This is a genomic window from Pseudomonas sp. NPDC089392 (assembly GCF_044749595.1).
In the GTDB taxonomy this organism is placed as follows: Bacteria; Pseudomonadota; Gammaproteobacteria; order Pseudomonadales; family Pseudomonadaceae; genus Aquipseudomonas.
Window position 1 is genome coordinate 269,439 of sequence record NZ_JBIVIF010000004.1, and the last position, 19,833, is coordinate 289,271.

Sequence of the window (19,833 nt, forward strand, 5' to 3'; positions counted from 1 at the left end):
CCAGCATAGAAGAACAGCACAGAAAGATGGAAAACCGGCGCTGAACGGTAGCACATCGCCGCCAGCGCCGATTTATTGACTCAGGCGTGTTTGGCCTGGGCAATCACCTCTTCCAGGTGTTCCTTTTCTGCCTTCTCGATGTCTTCTTCGCTGATCATCTCGGCGATCTCACGCAGGCGCTCCACCACCCGCGCATTGACGCTGCCCTCGGTGAACAGCCCCTTGTCGTCGAGCACCCCGGCCTCCTCGCCTACCAGCAGGCTCAGCGCCTCGTCAGCCTGGCTGACGGCATAAACATGGAACTGGCCGTTCTCCACCGCTTGCAACACACGCTCGTCGAGCATCAGGGTGGCGACGTTGGCACGCGGAATGATCACCCCCTGCTCGCCGGTCAGGCCACGCGCCTCGCACAAGCGGAAGAAGCCCTCGATTTTCTCGTTGACCCCGCCCACCGCCTGCACTTCGCCGAACTGGTTGATCGAACCGGTAATGGCGAAGCACTGCTTGAGCGGCGTGCGCGACAACGCCGAGATCAGGGTGCAGGCCTCGCCCAGCGAAGCGCTGTCACCGTCCACGTAGCCGTAGGACTGCTCCAGGGCGATGCTGGCGGAAATCGCCAGCGGGAACTCCTGGGCATAGCGGCTGCCAAGGTAGCCGGTGAGGATCATCACGCCCTTGGAGTGGATCGGCTGGCCAAGGTTGACCTCGCGCTCGATGTCGACGATACCGCTGCCGCCTGGGTACACGGTGGCGGAGATACGCGCCGGCATACCGAACGCCGAGTCACCCACCTCCAGCACGGTCAGGCCGTTGCACTTGCCGATGGCAGCACCTTCGGTGTCGATCAGGATGATGCCGGCGAGCATGTCGTCCAGCACCCGCTGCGAGACACGCCCGGTACGGGTGGCCTTGGCCTTGAGCGCACGTTCGATGTGCCCGGCGTCAGTCATTTCGTCACTGGCCAGCTGGCGGATGAAATCGGCCTCGCTGACCAACTGGAACAGGTCGCCGATACGCGCCGACAGGCGCGACTGGTTCTCTGCCAGGCGGGCGCTGTAGGTTGCCAGGCGTGCCACCGCATCACTGGTCAGCGGCGCCATGCCCTCTTCGTTGGTGCGGGTACGCAACAACTGGGCAAACTGCTCCAGGTTCTCGTCGACCATGGGCATGTCTTCGTCAAAGTCCACCAGCACCCGGAACATCTCCTGGAAGTCCGGGTCGTGGTCCTGCAGCGCGTAGTACAGCTGACGCGAGCCGATGATCACCAGTTTGACGTTGAGCGGGATCATTTGCGGCTGCAGGCTGACGGTGGCGACGCGGCCCAGTTCACCGATCGGCGACTCCATCTTCAGCTTGCGCGACTGCAGGGCGCGCTTCAGTGCATCCCACACGAATGGCTCGCCGAGCATTTTTTCGGCTTCAAGAATCAGGAAGCCGCCGTTGGCACGGTGCAGCGCGCCCGGGCGCAGCTGGCGGTACGAGGTATACAGCGCGCCCTGGTCGGTGCTGTACTCGATGCGGCCGAACAGGTTGTCGTAGGTCGGGTGCGGCTCAAACACCACCGGCGCGCCGCCGTCAACGTGGTGGCCAACCACCAGGCTTGGGGCGTACTGCTCTTCCAGCAGCTTGCGCGCGGCGGCGTCGGTCTTGCTGTCATCGACCAGTTGCTCGACCACAGTGCGCAGCAGGTTCAGCTGAACCGATTGCAGGTAGGCGCAGACCGCCGCGTTTTCCGCGTACTTTTCCGACAGCGGCGCCAGCAACGGCTGCAGGACCAGGGTGATGGTTTCTTCGTTGAGCTGACGCAACTGGTTGTTCGACTCGCGCTTCCATTGCGGCAGGCTGGCCAGCTCTTCGTTGAGGCGCTCCTCAAGCAGGGCGATGTCCTCGTGGAACTGCTCGCGCACCTCTTCCGGCAACTGGGCGAACTCGGCCTCATCCAGCGCCTTGCCTTCGGCCATCGGGGTGAATGCGACGTTGCTGGCGTCGCGGTACAAGGCCACGTCCTTCTCCAGCGAAGCCCGCTCGATCACATCCAGGGCGCGGTCGTAGCGCTGGTTGAAGGCGCGGTCGATGGCGCCCTTCTTCTGCTGGTAAGACGGGTGTTCGAACACCGCCGGGAACGTCGCCAGCAGGTTATCGATCAACCCGCCCATGTCTGCGATGAACTCGGCAGCGCTACCGGACGGCAGCTCCAGTGCACGCGGCTCGCGGGTGTCGTCGAAGTGGTTGACGTAAACCCAGTCGGCCGGGGTGTGCTGGCGCTTGCCCTCGGCCTTGAGGTAGCGCTTGACGAACGAGAAGCGCCCGGTACCGGGCTCGCCCATCACGTATACGTTGTAACCGGGGCGCGGCATGGCCACGCCGAACTGCAGGGCCTCGACAGCACGTTCCTGGCCCAGGACTCCGCGAAACGGCTCCAGATCGTCGGTATGGGTAAAGGCAAACTGCTCGGGGGAGAAACGCCGGGTCAGGGCTTCAGGCGCGAGACGCAGGCGCGCAGCGACAGGATCGGGCATTGGGTTTCCTTACTTCGGCGGGGCAGATACGCAGCATTCTGGCGCTGCCCGCGCGCGCCTTGCAAGGCTCCACGGGACTTTATGTCGCAGCCGGTCGCAGGCAGTGCAAGTCATGTAGCAGCAAATTTTTCGCAATCAACAACGCAACCTTTAGATCGTGCCTAAACTCCAAGCTGCGCGGGTGGGTGAAATGCTTTCCCGACCTGGCAACCGAGTTGCCAGAAACCCTGACCCTTGGTTAAGTCAAATAGAGAACAAATGCTATGAAACGGATTCTTCTGGGTACTCTGTTCACCGTGGTCTCGCTGAACGCCATGGCTGAAGCGCCAGGCGGCCCGAACTGCGGCTGGGGCAACATGCTATTCGAAGGCCAGCGCGGCACTCCGGCACACTTCCTGGCTTCTACCACCAACGGCACCTCCGGTAACGCCACCTTCGGCATGACTTCCGGCACCAACGGCTGCTCCACCAAGGCTTCGCTGACCTATGGCGGCAAGTCCTGGTTCGCCATGAACGGCATGATGAACGAGCTGTCCGAAGACATGGCCATGGGCCAGGGCGAAGCACTGACCACCTATGCCGTGGTTCTCGGTGTGGCCCCGGAAGACCGCGGCTACTTCAACTCGGTCACCCACCAGCACTTCAACCAGATCTTCAGCAGTGCCGACGTCACTGCCGAAACTGTCCACAGCAACACCCTGGCCGTTCTGAAGAGCGACCCACGCCTGGCCAAATACGCTACCGAGGCCTAAGTACTGCTGCTCCCGCCCCACCCCTGGGGCGGGTTTCGCCTTTTTCCGGCATCGTTAAGAAGTAGTTGCCCGATATGCTCAAACGCCTCGCTGCCCTGGCGCTATGTGCCTGCGCCCCTGTTCATGCCGCGCCCGTGCTGGATCAAGGCCGTCTCCAGCAACTGGCCAACACCCCCTACTGGATTGCCATTGGTCACTACGAAACCGCCAAGCTTGGCGGCTGGCGAAGCTATGTGGACGATGATGCGTTTTTCCTTGCCAAGGACGGCGCGCACCACCCGGACCAGGAGCTGCAAGCCACGGTCGATGCGCTGTATGCCCCGGCCAGCCTTGGCGACAAGCACGCCCAATGCGTGTTCCCGGCGCGCACCCGCTGGCTGCGCGAACAACTCGACCTGCAGGACCTGCCGCAACCCGACTGCCAGGAATTCAAGACCTGGTACCAGTCGATCGACCCGCACAGCGCGGCGTTGATCTTCCCGGCGGCCTACCTGAACAGCCCGTCGTCAATGTTCGGCCACACCCTGCTGCGCATCGACCAGTCCAACACCCGCAGCGACAACACTACGCTGCTAAGCTACGCGATCAACTTCGGTGCCTACATCGAAGGCAGCGACAACAGCATCCTGTACGCCTGGAAAGGCCTGATGGGCGGCTACCCGGGCCTGTTCGCGCTGATGCCCTACCAGGAAAAACTGTCCGAATACCGCAGCCTGGAAAACCGCGACCTGTGGGAATACGAACTGGACCTGACCCCGGAAGAAACCGGGCGCATGGTCGAACATGTGTGGGAGCTGAAGCAGATCCAGTTCGATTACTTCTTCTTCGACGAAAACTGCTCGTATCGCCTGCTGGAACTGCTGCAGGTGGCCCGGCCGAGCCTGGACCTGACCTCGCAGTTCCCGCTGACTGCCATCCCCACCGACACGGTAAAAGCCGTGAAGCAGTCCGGCATGGTCGCCAGCGAGACCTACCGCCCTTCTCGCGAACGTGAATTGCTGGCCCGGGCCGAGCCACTGGACCACAGCGAAAAGCGCCAAGTACTGGCAGTGAGCGCCGACACCACGCAATTACAAAGCCCCGAGTTCAAGGCCCTGCCCCGCGAACGCCAGGCGTTGGTGCAGGATGCCGCGTATCGCCTGGAGCGTTACCGGGCCAATGGCCAGGAACGCGACCCAGGGCAGGCCAAACGCAGCTTCGAGCTGCTGCGGGCGATCAACAGCAACCCACCGCCGCCCCTGCAGATCGAACGCCCTGGCCTGCCCGAGGACGGCCATGACTCCCGCACCTGGCAATTGGGCGTGGGCACCCGCGAAGACCGCGCCTACGCCGAGTACGGGCTGCGCATGGCCTACCACGACCTGAATGACAACGCCTATGGCTTCCCGCTGGGTGCGCAGATCGAGATCCTGCAACTGAAGGTGCGCCAGTACGAGGGCAACGACTGGCAGGTGCAGCGCCTGGACCTGGCCACCATCCGCTCGTTGACGCCACGCAACGACCTGCTCAAGCCCTGGTCGTGGCAAGTGGCTGGCGGGCTGGAGCGGGTGCCGGGCAAGCATGATGACGAAGTGCTGGTGAGCCATGTGAATGGCGGGGCCGGCGGTACCTGGCAATTGGCCGATGGCTTGCTGGGCTTTGCCCTGGGCACGGTGCGGGTCGAGCATCACAATGACTTCGCCCAGTTCATCGCCCCGGCAGCGGGCTTCAATGGCGGGCTGCTTTGGCGTAACGGGCTGGGCAACATGACGCTGGAGGCCAAGGGCGATTATTTCACCAATGGTGAGGTGCGCCGTAGTGTGAGCCTTAATCAGCAGTGGGAAATCAGCCAGAACCTGGGGGTGAGGTTGAGTGCTTCTCGGGAGTTCAGCCACCTGGCTACGGCGCAGAACGAGGTGATGCTGGAGTTGAAGTGGTATCACTACTAATCAGGCTCACGCGTACTTTGTAGGAGCGGCCTTGTGTCGCGAAAGGGGTGCGAAGCGCCCCCGGATCTCAGCAATCATACAGAGATTGCCGGGGCCGCTTTCGCGGCCCTATCGCGACACAAGGCCGCTCCTACACCGACCGCGCCGAGGCTCAGCAAATGTGACCCAAGCAACTCTTTGACACTGTTTTGACGCCTCCTCGACAAATCGCCACCTAGACTTTCCACTATCAACTGGAGGGTTTTGTGGTTATGTCGCGGTACTGGTTCGGCGTGTGCATTGCGTTGTTGCTGTCAGGTTGCGAAACCACCCACGAGCAGATGGTCAACCATGGTTATCCCCCCGCCTATGCCGATGGCTACCAGGACGGCTGCAGCAGCGGCCACCAGGCGGCCGCCATGATGGTCGGCAACTTCCGCAAGGACGTGCCGCGCTACCTGCACGAGCGCCAGTACGAAACCGGCTGGGACGATGGCTTCCGCCAATGCCAGGCCATGCAGAACAGCGAAGAACAGCGCCAGTACCACGAGCGCTTCTGGGACCAGCGCGACCGCGAATGGGAACAGGAAAAGGACCGCGGCGCCGCCAAGGCCTATCGCCACAACTGAGTCGCAAACGGACATCCCTTGAAACCGGCGGCCTGCCATCATGGTCTCCTGCACAAGGAGGCCCAGCATGAGCCGAGCATTCGTCAACGAAGACCAGGCCGCCGCCCAGGCCGACCAACCGGTTGAGCGACGTGTCAGCGAACAACCCAACTACGTCACCGCCAGTGGCCTGCGCCAGCTGCAAGCGCGCGTGGCCGAACTGCATGCCCTGCGCAGTGAGCTGCAGGCTCAGGGCGAGCGTGGCGACAAGCAGCGGCTGGCCGATACCGAGCGCGACCTGCGCTACTTTAGCGCGCGGGTGCAGAGTGCACAGGTGGTGCCGGCGGCGACCTCGCAGAGCAAGGTGCAGATTGGTAGCCGGGTGCGGTTTGCCGATGCGCAGGACCAGGAGCATGAGGTGCGGCTGGTGGGCGAGGATGAGGCGGATGCGGCGCGGGGGTTGATCAACTGGGGGTCGCCGTTGGGGCGGGCTTTGCTGGGCGCTGGAGTTGGGGATGAAGTGGTTTGGCGGCGGCCGGTGGGGGAGCAGGTGATCGAAGTGGTTGAGATTTTGGGTGAGGGTTGAGGGCCCTGAGGGCTGCTTTGCAGCCCATCGCGACACAAGGCCGCTCCTACAGGGGACCGCGATCAGTCAAGCTGTCGCGGTCCCTTGTAGGAGCGGCCTTGCGCCGCGAATGGGCCGCAAAGCGGCCCCGGCGATGTCAGATCAGACCACGCCCTGCGCCAGCATCGCATCAGCCACTTTCACGAAGCCGGCGATGTTCGCACCTTTGACGTAGTTGACGCGGCCATCGGCCTCTTCACCGTAATGCACGCAGGCATGGTGAATCGACTGCATGATGTTGTGCAGCTTGCTGTCCACTTCACCGGCAGTCCACAGCAGGCGCATGGCGTTCTGCGACATTTCCAGGCCCGACACGGCCACGCCGCCGGCGTTGGAGGCCTTGCCTGGGGCGTACAGGATACCGGCGTCCAGGAAGATATCCACAGCCTCAAGGGTGGTCGGCATGTTGGCGCCTTCGGCCACGCAGATGCAGCCATTGCGCAGCAGCGTACGGGCGTCTTCGGCGCCCAGTTCGTTCTGCGTGGCGCACGGCAGGGCGATGTCGCACGGCAGGCTCCACGGGGTCTGGCCCTTGCGGAACTCCAGGCCGAACTGCTCGGCCAGCTCGCTGATGCGGCCACGCTTGACGTTCTTCAGCTCCATCAGCGCGTCCCACTGGGCGTCGGTCAGGCCGGCTTCAGCGTACAGGGTGCCTTCGGAGTCAGACAGCGAGATCACCTTGCCACCCAGGTCCATGACCTTGCGCGCGGCATACTGGGCAACGTTGCCCGAACCGGACACCGCTACGCGGCGGCCATCAATGCGCTTGTCCTGGCGCTTGAGCATTTCTTCGGCGAAGTACACGCAGCCGTAGCCGGTGGCTTCCGGGCGAATCAAGCTGCCGCCGTAGGTCATGCCCTTGCCTGTCAGCACCGACGTGAACTGGTTGGCCAGGCGCTTGTACTGGCCGAACATGAAGCCGATTTCGCGGGCGCCCACGCCGATGTCACCGGCCGGTACGTCGCAGTCGGCGCCAATGTGGCGGTACAGCTCGCTCATGAACGCCTGGCAGAAGCGCATGACTTCGGCGTCGCTCTTGCCTTTCGGGTCGAAGTCCGAGCCGCCCTTGCCGCCGCCCATGGGCAGCGAGGTCAGGGAGTTCTTGAATACCTGCTCGAAGGCCAGGAACTTCAGCACGCTGAGGTTCACCGACGGGTGGAAGCGCAGGCCGCCCTTGTATGGGCCGATGGCGCTGCTCATCTGGATGCGGTAGCCGCGGTTGACCTGCACCTTGCCTTGGTCATCGACCCAGGACACGCGGAACAGCACGGCACGCTCCGGCTCGACCATACGTTCGAGGATGCCGGACTGCAGGTAGTGAGGGTTGGCTTCAAGGAACGGCCACAGGGTACGCAGCACCTCTTCCACCGCCTGGTGGAACTCTGGTTGGCCTGGGTCACGCTGTTGAAGGCGCGCAAGGAAATTGTCGACAGATTCGATCATGGTAGACATCTCACCGAAGGGTTTGGACTTATTGGTTTTTTTCAGGAATGTACCAAGAAGCAATCGCACCGGAATAGGGCGAAATGTCGTTTTTTTGAAATTATTTGGTGCGTTTCTATAAATGTATACAAAATCAAGCTTCGCTGGTGGCTTCTTCGCGGGTAAACCCGCTCCTACAAGGGCCTTGTACAGGGCTTGAGGCAGCAGGTTTCCCTGTAGGAGCGGGTTCACCCGCGAAGAAGCCAGCGCCGTTTTCAGCCAGGCACAAAAATGGGGCCACCAGGGGCCCCATTCTTGTGCATCAAACAGCTAGCTTACTGGGCCAGCTTCTTGTGCCGTACCCGGTGCGGCTGGGCAGCAGCATCACCCAGGCGCTTCTTGCGGTCAGCTTCGTACTCGGTGTAGTTACCCTCGAAGAACACCACGTTCGAGTCGTCTTCGTACGCCAGGATGTGGGTAGCCACACGGTCCAGGAACCAACGGTCGTGGGAAATCACGATCGCGGCGCCTGGGAAGTCCAGCAGGGCTTCTTCCAGCGAACGCAGGGTTTCGACGTCGAGGTCGTTGGACGGTTCGTCGAGCAGCAGGACGTTACCGCCCTCCTTCAGGGTCAGGGCCAGGTGCAGGCGGCCACGCTCACCACCGGACAGGTCCTTGACGAACTTCTGCTGGTCGCCACCCTTGAAGTTGAAGCGGCCAACGTAGGTACGCGACGGGATCTCGTAGTTGCCGATGCGGATCATGTCGGAACCGTCGGAAACCTGCTGGAACACGGTCTTGCCACCGTCCAGGTCTTCACGGCTCTGGTCCACGCAGGCCAGCTGCACGGTTTCACCGATCTCGATGCTGCCCGAGTCCGGCTGTTCCTTGCCCATCAGCATGCGGAACAGGGTCGATTTACCGGCACCGTTACCGCCGATTACGCCAACGATGGCGCCTTTCGGCATGGCGAACGACAGGTTGTCGATCAGCACGCGGTCGCCGTAGCCCTTGGTGACGTTCTTGAACTCGATGACCTTGTCGCCCAGACGCGGACCGGCCGGGATGTAGATCTCGTTGGTTTCGCTGCGTTTCTGGAATTCCTGCGACTGCATTTCTTCGAAGCGCTGCAGACGGGCCTTGGATTTGGACTGACGAGCCTTGGCGCCTTTACGCACCCACTCCAGTTCCTCTTTCATGGCCTTTTCGTGGGCGCTCTGCTGCTTGGATTCCTGCGCCAAGCGGTCCGACTTGGCTTCCAGCCAGCCCGAGTAGTTGCCTTCGTACGGGATGCCGGCGCCGCGGTCCAGTTCCAGGATCCAGCCGGCGACGTTGTCGAGGAAGTAACGGTCGTGGGTAATCGCTACCACGGTGCCCGGGAAGTCGTGCAGGAAGCGCTCCAGCCAGGCCACCGAGTCGGCGTCCAGGTGGTTGGTTGGTTCGTCGAGCAGCAGCATGTCGGGGGCCGACAGCAGCAGGCGGCACAGGGCCACACGGCGCTTTTCACCACCAGACAGGTGCTCGATGCGCGCGTCCCAGGCCGGCAGGCGCAGGGCGTCGGCGGCCACGTCCAGCTGACGCTCCAGGTTATGGCCATCGGCGGCCTGCAGGATGGCTTCCAGCTTGGCCTGCTCGGCGGCCAGCTTGTCGAAGTCGGCATCCGGGTCGGCGTAGGCGGCGTAGACCTCGTCCAGGCGGGCCTGGGCGTCCTTGATGACGCTGACCGCTTCCTCGACCACTTCGCGAACCGACTTGTTCGGGTCCAGTTGTGGTTCCTGTGGCAGGTAGCCAACGTTGATGTCGGGCATCGGACGGGCTTCGCCGTCGAATTCCTTGTCGACGCCCGCCATGATCCGCAGCAGGGTCGATTTACCGGCGCCGTTCAGGCCGAGCACGCCAATCTTGGCGCCAGGGAAGAACGACAGGGAAATGTTCTTGAGAATTTCCCGCTTCGGCGGCACGACCTTGCTCAGCCGATGCATGGTGTAGACGTATTGAGCCAAAACCAAGCCCTCTAATCAGATAGGTAAAGACATCGACGATCGCCCCGGCACGCTGGCCAGGGGGATGTGTTTACGGGGTGTCATTGAACAAAGTCGACCATTCTACGCCAACGCGCGGCGTTGCATAGGAGGGGTCGATGGTGGGGTGGGATCGGGGTGATCCCTGGGGGAAATTTATGGCCTGTACCGGCCTCTTCGCGGGTGAACCCGCTCCTACAGGGGATCGCGTACCCATGTAGGAGCGGCTTTAGCCGCGAAGAGGCCAGCACAGCAAACGGGATGACTCAGACGTGACGCTGCCTGGCCTTGCCCCGTGGCAACCGGCACTGGTCACCCTGCTCGGCCAGGCGCGCGGCCCAGGCGGCCTTCACACTGAAGCCGCCACTGCGGGCAGGCTGCTGCTCGGCAACCTTGGCCGGCTTGGCAGCCGCAGGCACAGTACTGACAACCTTGGCAGCAGGCTTGCTCGCAGCCACGGCAACTGCCGGCTCTGCTGCCGCCTTGGCGGTCTTGCGCAGTTCAGCCAGCGATGGGGTCTTGCTTTTGGCGGCAGCGGCCGCCTCGGGTTTGCTCAGCGAACGCTGGCAAGACTTGCAGGATACGTCCTCGGTCACGGCAGTGCTGACAAGGGTCTGACTGCTGCGCCCGCAGGCGGAATCGAGGCCATTGGAGGAAAAGTGAGTAACCAAAAGCGAACATCTCCGATGCGTTGTCATGTGAAGCGGGCGCTATTCTCGCACAGGTTGCAGGGGCTTGCCGAACCACCGGGCAGGCGCCATCGGTCATCACGACTGGCACTTTGCCATAATCCTAGGCATGCTAGCCCGTTTCGGGTGTCCGGCCTTATAGTGCGCCACCGCGGTCCAGCCGCCAGGCATCGGCACACACCGTGCATGATCCATCCCTGCCATCGCCAGCCCAATCGCAGGATCAACGCTTGACCAACCTAACTCATCCGTCGTCATTGCGTTCCCCGGCACCGGCGCCCGCTGCTGCCCTGCGCGGGTCTATCAAGGGTGCACTGGCGCTGTTGGCCCTGATCCTGCTGGGCCTGCTGCTGTGGCAGCTGTTCGCCCAGTTCAACCATACCCAGACCGACCAGCGCAAGCAGAGCCTGGACGCCACCGCCGAACTGGCCGACCACCTGAGCCTGAACATGGCGTTCAAGGCACAGCAGGCAGTGAATGTGGTGCAGCCCTACGTCAATGCGCCAGCGCCCACAGCCTTGCCCAACCTGCTGGGCACGTTGCGCGAGCGCCTGCCGGCCCTGCAAAGCGTGGCCTGGCTGGACAGCGCCGGGCAGGTGCGGGCCGACAGCCTGGCCGGCAGCCCCGACCGCCAGTTGCTTGAAGAGCTGCTTACCCTGAACCAGGGCCGCCCGTACTTCTTCAGCAACTCGGCCGACAACAGCACCCTGTACCTGTTGCTGCGCCAGGCCACCGAACAGGACCGCGGCTTCTGGCTGCTGCGCCTGTCACCCAGCTACTACAGCACCCTCACCGCCCACCTGGATGGCGCCGGCCACCCGCTGTGGCTGCTGGAAAACAGCCGCAGCGGCGAAGTACTGCAGCGCCATGCGCCGACCAACACCAGCAACGATCCGCTGCAAAGCGTGATGCTGGCCTTCATCGAAAACAGCACCTGGCAGCTGCGTGGCCTGTTCGACGCCAAGCTGGCCCAGCAGAAGCTGCTGCCAGCACTGCTCGGCAAATGCCTGCTGGTGCTGGTCTGCGCCCTGCTGCCGGTGCTGGCCCTGATCAACATGCGCCGGCGCCAGCGTGCGCTGCAGGAAGACCGCCGGCGCTACCATGAAATTTTCGAAGGCACCGGCGTGGCCTTGTGCGTGCTCGACCTGTCCAGCCTGCCCGGCCAACTCGACCGCTACCACCTGCGCAACCGCGCCGCGCTCAAGCACAGCCTGGCCCTGGACTCGAACCTGCGCCGCTCGTTGCTGCTGGAACTGAAGATCACCGAGGTCAACCAGGTGGCGCGCCAGTTGCTGAACATCGACAGCCACGAAGGTGCCTGGCAGCGCCTGATCGACGGCACTGGCGATGGCCGCGACAGCGTTGGCATGCAACTGATCGACGCGCTGATCGAACAGCGCCCGCTGCTGGAGCTGGAAGTGCGCCTGCCAGCACCGCTGGGCGGCGAACTGCACCTGTGGCTGATGGCACGCCTGCCGCAACAGCGCCGCGACTACCAGGCGGTGATCCTCAGCATCAGCGACATCACCAGCCGCAAGCAGGTGGAACTGTCGCTGCTGGAGCGCGAAAGCTTCTGGTCGGATGTGGTGCGCACCGTGCCCGACCAACTGTACGTGCAGGATGTGCTCAGCCAGCGGATGATCTTCAGCAACCGCCACCTCGGCCAGACCCTGGGCTACGACCGTACCGAACTGGCGCAGATGGGCGACCGCTTCTGGGAGCTGCTGCTGCACCCCGAAGACGCAGCGCACTACCAGGCACTGCGCCAGCAGCAGCGCGACAGCGGCCATGACCAGCCACTGCACTGCCAGTTGCGCTTCCACCACCGCGATGGCAACTGGTGCTGCTATGACATCCGCGAACAGGTGCTGACCCGCGACGCCGATGGCCTGGTGACGCGCATCATCGGCGTGGGCAAGGACGTAACGGTGCAGATCGAGGCCAGCCAGTCGCTGCGCGACAGCGAACAGCGCTACCGCATGCTCGCCGAAAGCATCAGCGACGTGATCTTCTCCACCGACAACCTGCTCAAGCTCAACTATGTCAGCCCCTCGGTGCAGAGTGTGCTGGGCTACCAGGCCGATTGGATTTTCGCCAACGGCTGGCAATCGATCGTCGCCAACCCGGCCCAGCTCACCGGCATCTACAGCCTGATGGAGCGCGTCAGCAAGGCCATCGGCGACCCAGCCCAACTTACCCAACTGCGCGGCCAGTTGCCCAGCCAGCTGTTCCTGTTCGACTGCCTGCGCGCCGACGGCCGCAAGATCCCCATCGAACTGCGCCTGGTGCTGGTGTGGGACGATGAAGAACGCTTTGAAGGCGTGCTCGGGGTGGGCCGCGACATCAGCCAGCAACGCCGCGCCGAAAAAGACCTGCGCATGGCGGCAACGGTATTCGAGCACTCCACCTCGGCGATCCTCATCACCGACCCGGCCGGCTATATCGTCCAGGCCAACGAGGCGTTCAGCCGGGTCAGTGGCTATGCCGTCAGCGAAGTGCTCGACCAGTTGCCCGGCATGCTCACGGTCGACCATCAGCAGGAAGGTCACCTGCGCTACGTGGTCAAGCAACTGCACCAGCGCGGCAGCTGGGAGGGCGAGGTGTGGCTCAAGCGCCGCGACGGCGACCACTACCCGGCCTGGGTTGGCATTACCGCGGTGCTGGACGACGAAGGCGACCTGGCCAGCTACGTCTGCTTCTTTACTGATATCAGCGAACGCAAGGCCAGCGAACAGCGCATTCACCGCCTGGCCTACTACGACGCCCTCACCCACCTGCCCAACCGCACGCTGTTCCAGGACCGCCTGTACAACGCCCTGCAGCAGGCCGAACGGCAAAAGGCCTGGGTGGTGCTGATGTTCCTCGACCTGGACCGCTTCAAGCCGATCAACGACTCCCTCGGCCATGCCGCCGGCGACCGCATGCTCAAGGACATGGCCCTGCGCCTGCTGGCCTGCGTGGATGACGACGACACCGTGGCGCGCATGGGGGGTGACGAGTTCACCCTGCTGCTGCAACCGCGCCCCACCCGCGAAATGGCCCTTAACCGCGCCATCCATGTGGCCGAGAACATCCTCGGCAGCCTGGTGCGGCCGTTCGTGCTGGAAAACCGCGAGTTCTTCGTCACCGCCAGTATCGGCATCGCCCTCAGCCCGCAGGATGGCGGCGAGTTGAGCCAGTTGATGAAAAACGCCGACACCGCCATGTACCACGCCAAGGAGCGCGGCAAGAACAACTTCCAGTTCTACCAGGCCGAGATGAACGCCAGCGCCCTGGAACGCCTGGAGCTGGAAAGCGACCTGCGCCATGCCATGGAGCAGAACGAGTTCATCCTCTACTACCAGCCGCAGTTCAGTGGCGACGGCAAGCGCCTGACCGGCGCCGAAGCGCTGCTGCGCTGGCGCCACCCGAGCCGCGGCCTGGTGCCGCCGGGTGACTTTATCCCGGTAATCGAAGAACTGGGCCTGGTGGTGGACGTGGGCGACTGGGTGCTGCGCGAGGCCAGCCGCCAGCTCAAGGCCTGGCACAAGGCCAAGGTGCGCGTGCCGAAGGTGTCGGTGAATATCTCGGCGCGGCAGTTCTCCGATGGCCAGTTGGGCACACGCATCGCCACCATTCTGGAAGAAAGCGGCCTGCCGCCGGCCTGCCTGGAACTGGAGCTGACCGAGAGTATCCTGATGCGCGAGGTGAACGAGGCGCTGCAGATTCTGGCCAGCTTGAAAAACCTCGGCCTGAGCATTGCAGTGGACGACTTTGGCACCGGCTACTCGTCGCTCAACTACCTCAAGCAGTTCCCCATCGACGTGTTGAAGATCGACCGCACCTTCGTCGACGGCCTGCCCGAAGGTGAGCAGGACGCGCAGATTGCCCGGGCGATCATCGCCATGGCCCACAGCCTGAACCTGGCGGTAATCGCCGAGGGCGTGGAAACCCACGAACAGCTGGAGTTTCTGCGCGAGCACGGTTGTGACGAAGTGCAGGGCTACCTGTTCGGGCGGCCGATGCCGGCGCATCAGTTCGAGGCGCAGTTCGCCAACGAGACATTGTTCATGTTCCATTGATGCCGCAACACCGTCCCTGTGGGAGCGGGTTCACCCGCGAAGAAGGCAACACGGTGGATGGCACCGGCTTTGCCGGTGTTCGCGGGTGAACCCGCTCCCACAGGGACGGTGTTGCGGCAAAATCCGGCACTAAAAACGGACCTTTGAGTCAACTACCATGCCCGCCCAGCCCAGACACGGCGCGGGATGCAACATGAGGCCCATTGGTCCGCGACTTGATGCCACTTCATATGCCAGCCGCGAATCAATCGGTTAGAATGCCCGCCTAACTCACCCCCGATCCTTGAGGACCGCCATGTTCAGCCGTGATTTGACCATTGCCAAGTACGACGCCGAGCTCTTCGAAGCCATGCAGCAAGAAGCCCTGCGCCAGGAAGAGCATATCGAGCTGATCGCTTCGGAAAACTACACCAGCCCGGCAGTCATGGAAGCCCAGGGCTCGGTGCTGACCAACAAGTACGCCGAAGGCTACCCAGGCAAGCGCTACTACGGTGGTTGCGAGTACGTCGACGTCGTCGAGCAACTGGCCATCGACCGTGCCAAAGAGCTGTTCGGCGCCGACTACGCCAACGTCCAGCCGCACGCTGGCTCCCAGGCCAACGCTGCCGTCTACCTGGCCCTGCTGTCGGCCGGTGACACCATTCTGGGCATGAGCCTGGCCCACGGTGGCCACCTGACCCACGGTGCTTCGGTAAGCTCCTCGGGCAAGCTGTACAACGCCATCCAGTACGGCATCGACGGCAACGGCCTGATCGACTACGACGAAGTCGAGCGCCTGGCTGTCGAGCACAAGCCAAAGATGATCGTTGCCGGCTTCTCGGCCTACTCGCAGGTTCTGGACTTCGCCCGCTTCCGCGAAATCGCCGACAAGGTCGGTGCCTACCTGTTCGTCGACATGGCCCACGTTGCCGGCCTGGTTGCCGCTGGCGTGTACCCGAACCCTGTGCCGTTCGCCGACGTGGTCACCACCACCACCCACAAGACCCTGCGCGGCCCGCGCGGCGGCCTGATCCTGGCCCGTGCCAACGCCGACATCGAGAAGAAGCTGAACTCCGCTGTATTCCCAGGCGCCCAGGGCGGCCCGCTGGAGCACGTCATCGCGGCCAAGGCCATCTGCTTCAAGGAAGCCCTGCAGCCTGAGTTCAAGGCTTACCAGCAGCAAGTGGTGAAAAACGCCCAGGCCATGGCCAGCGTGTTCATCGAGCGTGGTTTCGACGTGGTTTCCGGTGGCACCCAGAACCACCTGTTCCTGCTGTCGCTGATCAAGCAGGAAATCTCCGGTAAGGACGCTGACGCCGCCTTGGGCAAAGCCTTCATCACCGTCAACAAGAACTCGGTACCGAACGACCCACGTTCCCCGTTCGTCACTTCGGGCCTGCGTTTCGGCACCCCAGCCGTTACCACCCGTGGCTTCAAGGAAACCGAGTGCAAGGAACTGGCTGGCTGGATCTGCGACATCCTGGCTGACCTGAACAACGAAGCGGTTATCGACGCCGTACGTGAGAAGGTCAAGGCCATCTGCAAGAAGCTGCCGGTTTACGGCAACTGATAGGCACTAGCCTGCAGTGAAAAAGCCCGGCCTAGTGCCGGGCTTTTTCGTTTTCGGCCCGTACACCAAATCCGTTGATCTGCCGAGACCCCTGTGGGAGCGGGTTTACCCGCGAAGAAGGCAACTCGGTATCTGGCACCGGCTATGCCGTTGTTCGCGGGTGAACCCGCTCCCACAGGTTATGTGCAACCTGAAAAATTTCGCGCGGTGCAGCGCTTTCACATTTCAAGCAGCCACGCGCATCACGTATTACCCTGTGCCCCTTTCACACCACCAAGCACAGGCCGCACCTTGACCAGAGAGCAACTCGAAACCCAGCAGATCCCCATCTACTTCGCGGCCGTGCTCGCCGCCCTCGCCTTCGGCCTGCTGGCCAGCGACGTTGCACGCCACCTCGAAATCCTGGTCACCCCCGCCATCGCCGTGCTGATGTACGCGATGTTCCTGCAAATCCCTTTCCTCGACCTGCGCCAGGGCCTGGGCAACCGCCGCTTCATCAGCGCTTTGCTGCTGGCCAACTTCGTCCTGGTCCCGCTGCTGGTATGGGCCATCACCCGTGGGCTGGTCGCACACCCGGCGATCCTCGTCGGTGCCTTGCTGGTGCTGCTCACGCCGTGCATCGACTACGTGGTGGTGTTCACCCACATCGGCAAAGGCGACTCGCGCCTGACCCTGGCCGCCACCCCCTTGCTGCTATTGCTGCAACTGGTGCTCCTGCCGGTGTACCTGGCGCTGATGCTGGGTGACAGCACTAACGTAGCCATCTCCATCACCCCGTTCGTGAAAGCCTTCGTGCTGCTGATCGTGTTGCCGATGGCGCTCGCCGTACTCACCAGCGCCGGCGCCCGCCGCTCGCGTGCAGTCTCGACCTGGAACGACGCCTGGGCCTGGCTGCCGGTACCGGCAATGGCCCTGGTACTGGTCGTGGTGATCGCCTCGCAGATTGCCGTGGTCCTGCGCGACTTCGAGCGTTTGCTGCCGGTGATTCCGGTATATATCGGCTTCATGCTGCTGGCGCCAGCACTCGGCTTCATCTCGGCACGGCTGTTGAATCTGCCAGCCACCCAGACACGCTCGGTGACCTTCAGCGCCGCCACCCGCAACTCGCTGGTGGTGCTGCCGCTGGCACTGGCACTGCCTGAAGACATGCGCAGTCTGGCGGCGGCGGCAGTCATCACCCAGACACTGCTCGAACTGGTGGGCGAACTGATCTACGTGCGGGCAGTGCCAAGGCTGGTGCGCTGACCCCTGCCTACACGCTGGCAGGGTCGTGACCACCATGAGTGAGCTTGCGGATCTGCGCTTACCAGTTGTAGGTCACACTTGCGTATACCGTGCGCTGTTGCCCGTACTGGCAGCCCAGGTCGCTGAAGCAGCCGGCCACGTATTCCTTGTCGAACAGGTTGCTGGCATTGAGCGCCAGCTCCACGCCCTTGAGCGACGCATCCAGCTTGCCCAGCTCGTAGCTGACCATGGCATCGACCAGTACATAGCTGTCGACCTTGAAGCTGTTCTGCGCATCGCCGTAGGTGCTGCCGACGTAGCGAGTGCCCGCGCCCAGCCGCAGCCCGTTCAGCGGGCCGCCCTGCAGCAGGTAGTCGGCCCACAGCGAAGCCATGTGCTCCGGGGTGCGGAACGGCGTGTTGCCCTGGGTGCCGCGCTCGGACTGGGTGACCTCGACGTCGTTCCAGGTGTAGCTGCCGATCAGGTTGAAGCCCGGCGCCAGTTCAGTCCTGGCTTCCAGCTCGATACCACGCGAACGCACCTCGCCTTCCTGGCGGCTGAAGCCGTTTATGTTCTCGGTAACGTTCTGCCGGGTCAGCTCGAACACGGCGACGGTGTACAGGCTGTTGCTGCCTGGCGGCTCGTACTTCAGGCCCAGTTCGTACTGCTTGCCGGTTTCCGGGTCGAGCTGGGCACCGTCTGCCGTGGTGCCCATCACCGGCAGGAACGACTCGCTGTAGCTCAGGTATGGCGCCAGGCCATTGTCGAACAGGTACACCAGCCCGGCGCGGCCGCTGAATTTCTCGTCCTTCTGGGTTTGCGGGGCGCGGTCGTCCTTCTGGTTCGCGGCCCAGTCGTAACGACCGCCCAGCAGCAGCACCCAGTTGTCGATGCGCAGCTGGTCTTGCAAATACACGCCGGTCTGCGACAGCTTTTGCTCGTAACTGGCAAAGCTGAACGGCACCGTGCTCAGCGGCTGGCCGTAGACCGGCTGGAACGGGTCGAAGCTTTGCAGGATGAAGTCCAGCGACTGCTGCTGGTCGAACTTGCCGTTGTTGTAGTCCACGCCTGTCAGCAAGGTGTGCTCCACCGGCCCGGTGGCGAAGTTGGCCTGCACGTGGGTATCAATGGTGAACAGGCGACCGTCGCCCTTGCGCGCGTCGCTGTAGCGCGAGTACTGGCCGTCGCCGGCCGCGCCGAACAGGGCGATTTCGCTGCTGGCCTGGCGGTAGTTGCTGTAGCGCAGGTTCTGGCGCAGGGTCCACACCTCGTCGAAGTGGTGTTCGAACACATAGCCCAGCGAAGTTTTCTCGTTGGTCATGAAGTCGTAGGCGCTGTCGCCGACGTAAGTGTCGCGGTCCAGCCGCCCACGCGCATCACGGAACACCGTGCCACTGGCCGGCAACGCGTTGGCGAAGTTGCCGGTCTGGCGCTGGTATTCGCCAAGCAGGGTGAACTCGGTATCGGCACTGGGGCGGTAGCTGAGTGCTGGGGCGATGTACTGGCGGCGGTTGGTGATGTGGTCGGTCTGCGCATCGGTTTCGCGGAACAGACCGGTCAGGCGGTAGCTCCAGATGCCCTCTTCGTCCAGCGCATCGCCGAAGTCGAAGGCGCCTTGCTGGTAGTTCAGGTTGCCGGCCTGCAACTGCACCTGGCGCAGCGGCTGCTGGGTGGGGCGCTTGCTCACCAGGTTGATCTGCCCGCCCGGGTCCGAGGCCCCGTACAGCACCGAGCTGGCGCCGCGCAGGACTTCGATGCGCTCCAGGCCGTAGGGTTCTGGCGCGTCCCAGCCAAGAAACTCCGGCAGGAAGGTGCGGGTGCCGTCGCGCAGCATGCGCCCGGTGCCCTGCTGGAAACCGCGGATGGACAGCTGGTCGACGACGAACTGCGGGCCGGCCAGTTCGGTGTTGACCCCGGGCGTATAGCGCAGCGCCTGGGCCACGGTCTTGGGTTGCTGGGCCTCGATCTGCTCGCGGGTGACGACCGATACCGAGGCTGGGGTTTCGATCAGCGGAGTGTCGGTCTTGCTGCCGACCGATGAGCGCTTGGCCACGTAGCCGTCGTCCGGGTTGACCGAGCTGTAGGCCTGGCCGACGATGGAGGTCGCGCCCAGCTCCAGCTTGCCGGACGATTGCGCGGCGGGTTCGAGGGTGACGCTGGCGCTGCCGGTGGAGCGCCAGGTCAGGCCACTGCCTTGCAGCAGTTCTGACAGTGCCGCTTCCGGCTCGTGCCGGCCGTTGACGCCGCGGCTGCTCTTACCCTGCACCAGGTTGCCATCGAAAATCACCTGTAACCCGCCCTGCGCAGCCAGGCGGTTGAGCGCGCTGGCCAGGGGTTGCGGAGCAATGTCGAACTCACGCGGCTCGGCCAGGGCCAGGCCCGGCAGCAGTGCACACAACAACGAAAATGGCGCCAGCGACGCCCTGCGGAATTGCCCTCGGTCCATCAACACTCCC

The 19,833-nt window shown here is 63.4% G+C and carries 12 protein-coding genes; 7 read left to right on the plus strand and 5 right to left on the minus strand.

Going from position 1 to position 19,833, the window contains the following annotated elements; all coding sequences use genetic code 11:
* Window positions 1-80 precede the first annotated feature (80 nt).
* The gene (locus ACIP1G_RS06555) at window positions 81-2,519 is read right to left on the minus strand and encodes a Lon protease family protein (protein ID WP_400734824.1); all 2,439 of its coding nucleotides are present in this window, start codon (window positions 2,517-2,519) and stop codon (window positions 81-83) included.
* A 263-nt stretch (window positions 2,520-2,782) separates the two neighbouring features.
* Here ACIP1G_RS06555 and ACIP1G_RS06560 point away from each other — a divergent pair, with 263 nt between their 5' ends.
* The 4 genes from ACIP1G_RS06560 to ACIP1G_RS06575 all read left to right on the plus strand — a co-directional run bounded on the left by ACIP1G_RS06560 (window position 2,783) and on the right by ACIP1G_RS06575 (window position 6,372).
* On the plus strand, window positions 2,783-3,271 hold the full coding sequence (locus tag ACIP1G_RS06560; protein ID WP_012270426.1) for a DUF3015 domain-containing protein: 489 nt from the start codon (window positions 2,783-2,785) through the stop codon (window positions 3,269-3,271).
* A gap of 74 nt (window positions 3,272-3,345) precedes the next feature.
* The gene (locus ACIP1G_RS06565) at window positions 3,346-5,199 is read left to right on the plus strand and encodes a DUF4105 domain-containing protein (RefSeq protein ID WP_400734826.1); all 1,854 of its coding nucleotides are present in this window, start codon (window positions 3,346-3,348) and stop codon (window positions 5,197-5,199) included.
* Window positions 5,200-5,450: 251 nt separating this feature from the next.
* Window positions 5,451-5,807, plus strand: coding sequence for a hypothetical protein (locus ACIP1G_RS06570; RefSeq protein ID WP_400734828.1), 357 nt, complete (start codon window positions 5,451-5,453; stop codon window positions 5,805-5,807).
* 67 nt (window positions 5,808-5,874) lie between these two features.
* Window positions 5,875-6,372 carry a GreA/GreB family elongation factor gene (locus ACIP1G_RS06575; RefSeq protein ID WP_400734830.1) on the plus strand — a complete coding sequence of 166 codons (498 nt, stop codon included), beginning with the start codon at window positions 5,875-5,877 and terminating at the stop codon, window positions 6,370-6,372.
* Between the two features lie 141 nt (window positions 6,373-6,513).
* On the opposite strand, the gene gdhA is transcribed toward ACIP1G_RS06575, so the two are convergent.
* The 3 genes from gdhA to ACIP1G_RS06590 form a co-directional block, all read right to left on the minus strand.
* Window positions 6,514-7,854, minus strand: coding sequence for an NADP-specific glutamate dehydrogenase (gene gdhA / locus ACIP1G_RS06580; protein WP_400734832.1), 1,341 nt, complete (start codon window positions 7,852-7,854; stop codon window positions 6,514-6,516).
* Between the two features lie 314 nt (window positions 7,855-8,168).
* Window positions 8,169-9,836, minus strand: coding sequence for an energy-dependent translational throttle protein EttA (ettA, locus tag ACIP1G_RS06585; protein WP_016392862.1), 1,668 nt, complete (start codon window positions 9,834-9,836; stop codon window positions 8,169-8,171).
* A 284-nt stretch (window positions 9,837-10,120) separates the two neighbouring features.
* Window positions 10,121-10,525 carry a hypothetical protein gene (locus tag ACIP1G_RS06590; protein WP_400734834.1) on the minus strand — a complete coding sequence of 135 codons (405 nt, stop codon included), beginning with the start codon at window positions 10,523-10,525 and terminating at the stop codon, window positions 10,121-10,123.
* Between the two features lie 248 nt (window positions 10,526-10,773).
* Between ACIP1G_RS06590 and ACIP1G_RS06595 the strand changes: the two genes are divergently transcribed.
* The 3 genes from ACIP1G_RS06595 to ACIP1G_RS06605 all read left to right on the plus strand — a co-directional run bounded on the left by ACIP1G_RS06595 (window position 10,774) and on the right by ACIP1G_RS06605 (window position 17,398).
* Complete coding sequence (locus ACIP1G_RS06595) at window positions 10,774-14,604, plus strand: EAL domain-containing protein (RefSeq protein WP_400734836.1); 3,831 nt, start codon at window positions 10,774-10,776, stop codon at window positions 14,602-14,604.
* A gap of 295 nt (window positions 14,605-14,899) precedes the next feature.
* The gene (gene glyA, locus ACIP1G_RS06600; RefSeq protein ID WP_400734838.1) at window positions 14,900-16,153 is read left to right on the plus strand and encodes a serine hydroxymethyltransferase; all 1,254 of its coding nucleotides are present in this window, start codon (window positions 14,900-14,902) and stop codon (window positions 16,151-16,153) included.
* A gap of 291 nt (window positions 16,154-16,444) precedes the next feature.
* Complete coding sequence (locus ACIP1G_RS06605; protein WP_400734839.1) at window positions 16,445-17,398, plus strand: arsenic resistance protein; 954 nt, start codon at window positions 16,445-16,447, stop codon at window positions 17,396-17,398.
* Window positions 17,399-17,456: 58 nt separating this feature from the next.
* Here ACIP1G_RS06605 and ACIP1G_RS06610 read toward each other — a convergent pair whose 3' ends face one another.
* Window positions 17,457-19,823 carry a TonB-dependent siderophore receptor gene (locus ACIP1G_RS06610; protein WP_400734841.1) on the minus strand — a complete coding sequence of 789 codons (2,367 nt, stop codon included), beginning with the start codon at window positions 19,821-19,823 and terminating at the stop codon, window positions 17,457-17,459.
* Window positions 19,824-19,833 lie beyond the last annotated feature (10 nt).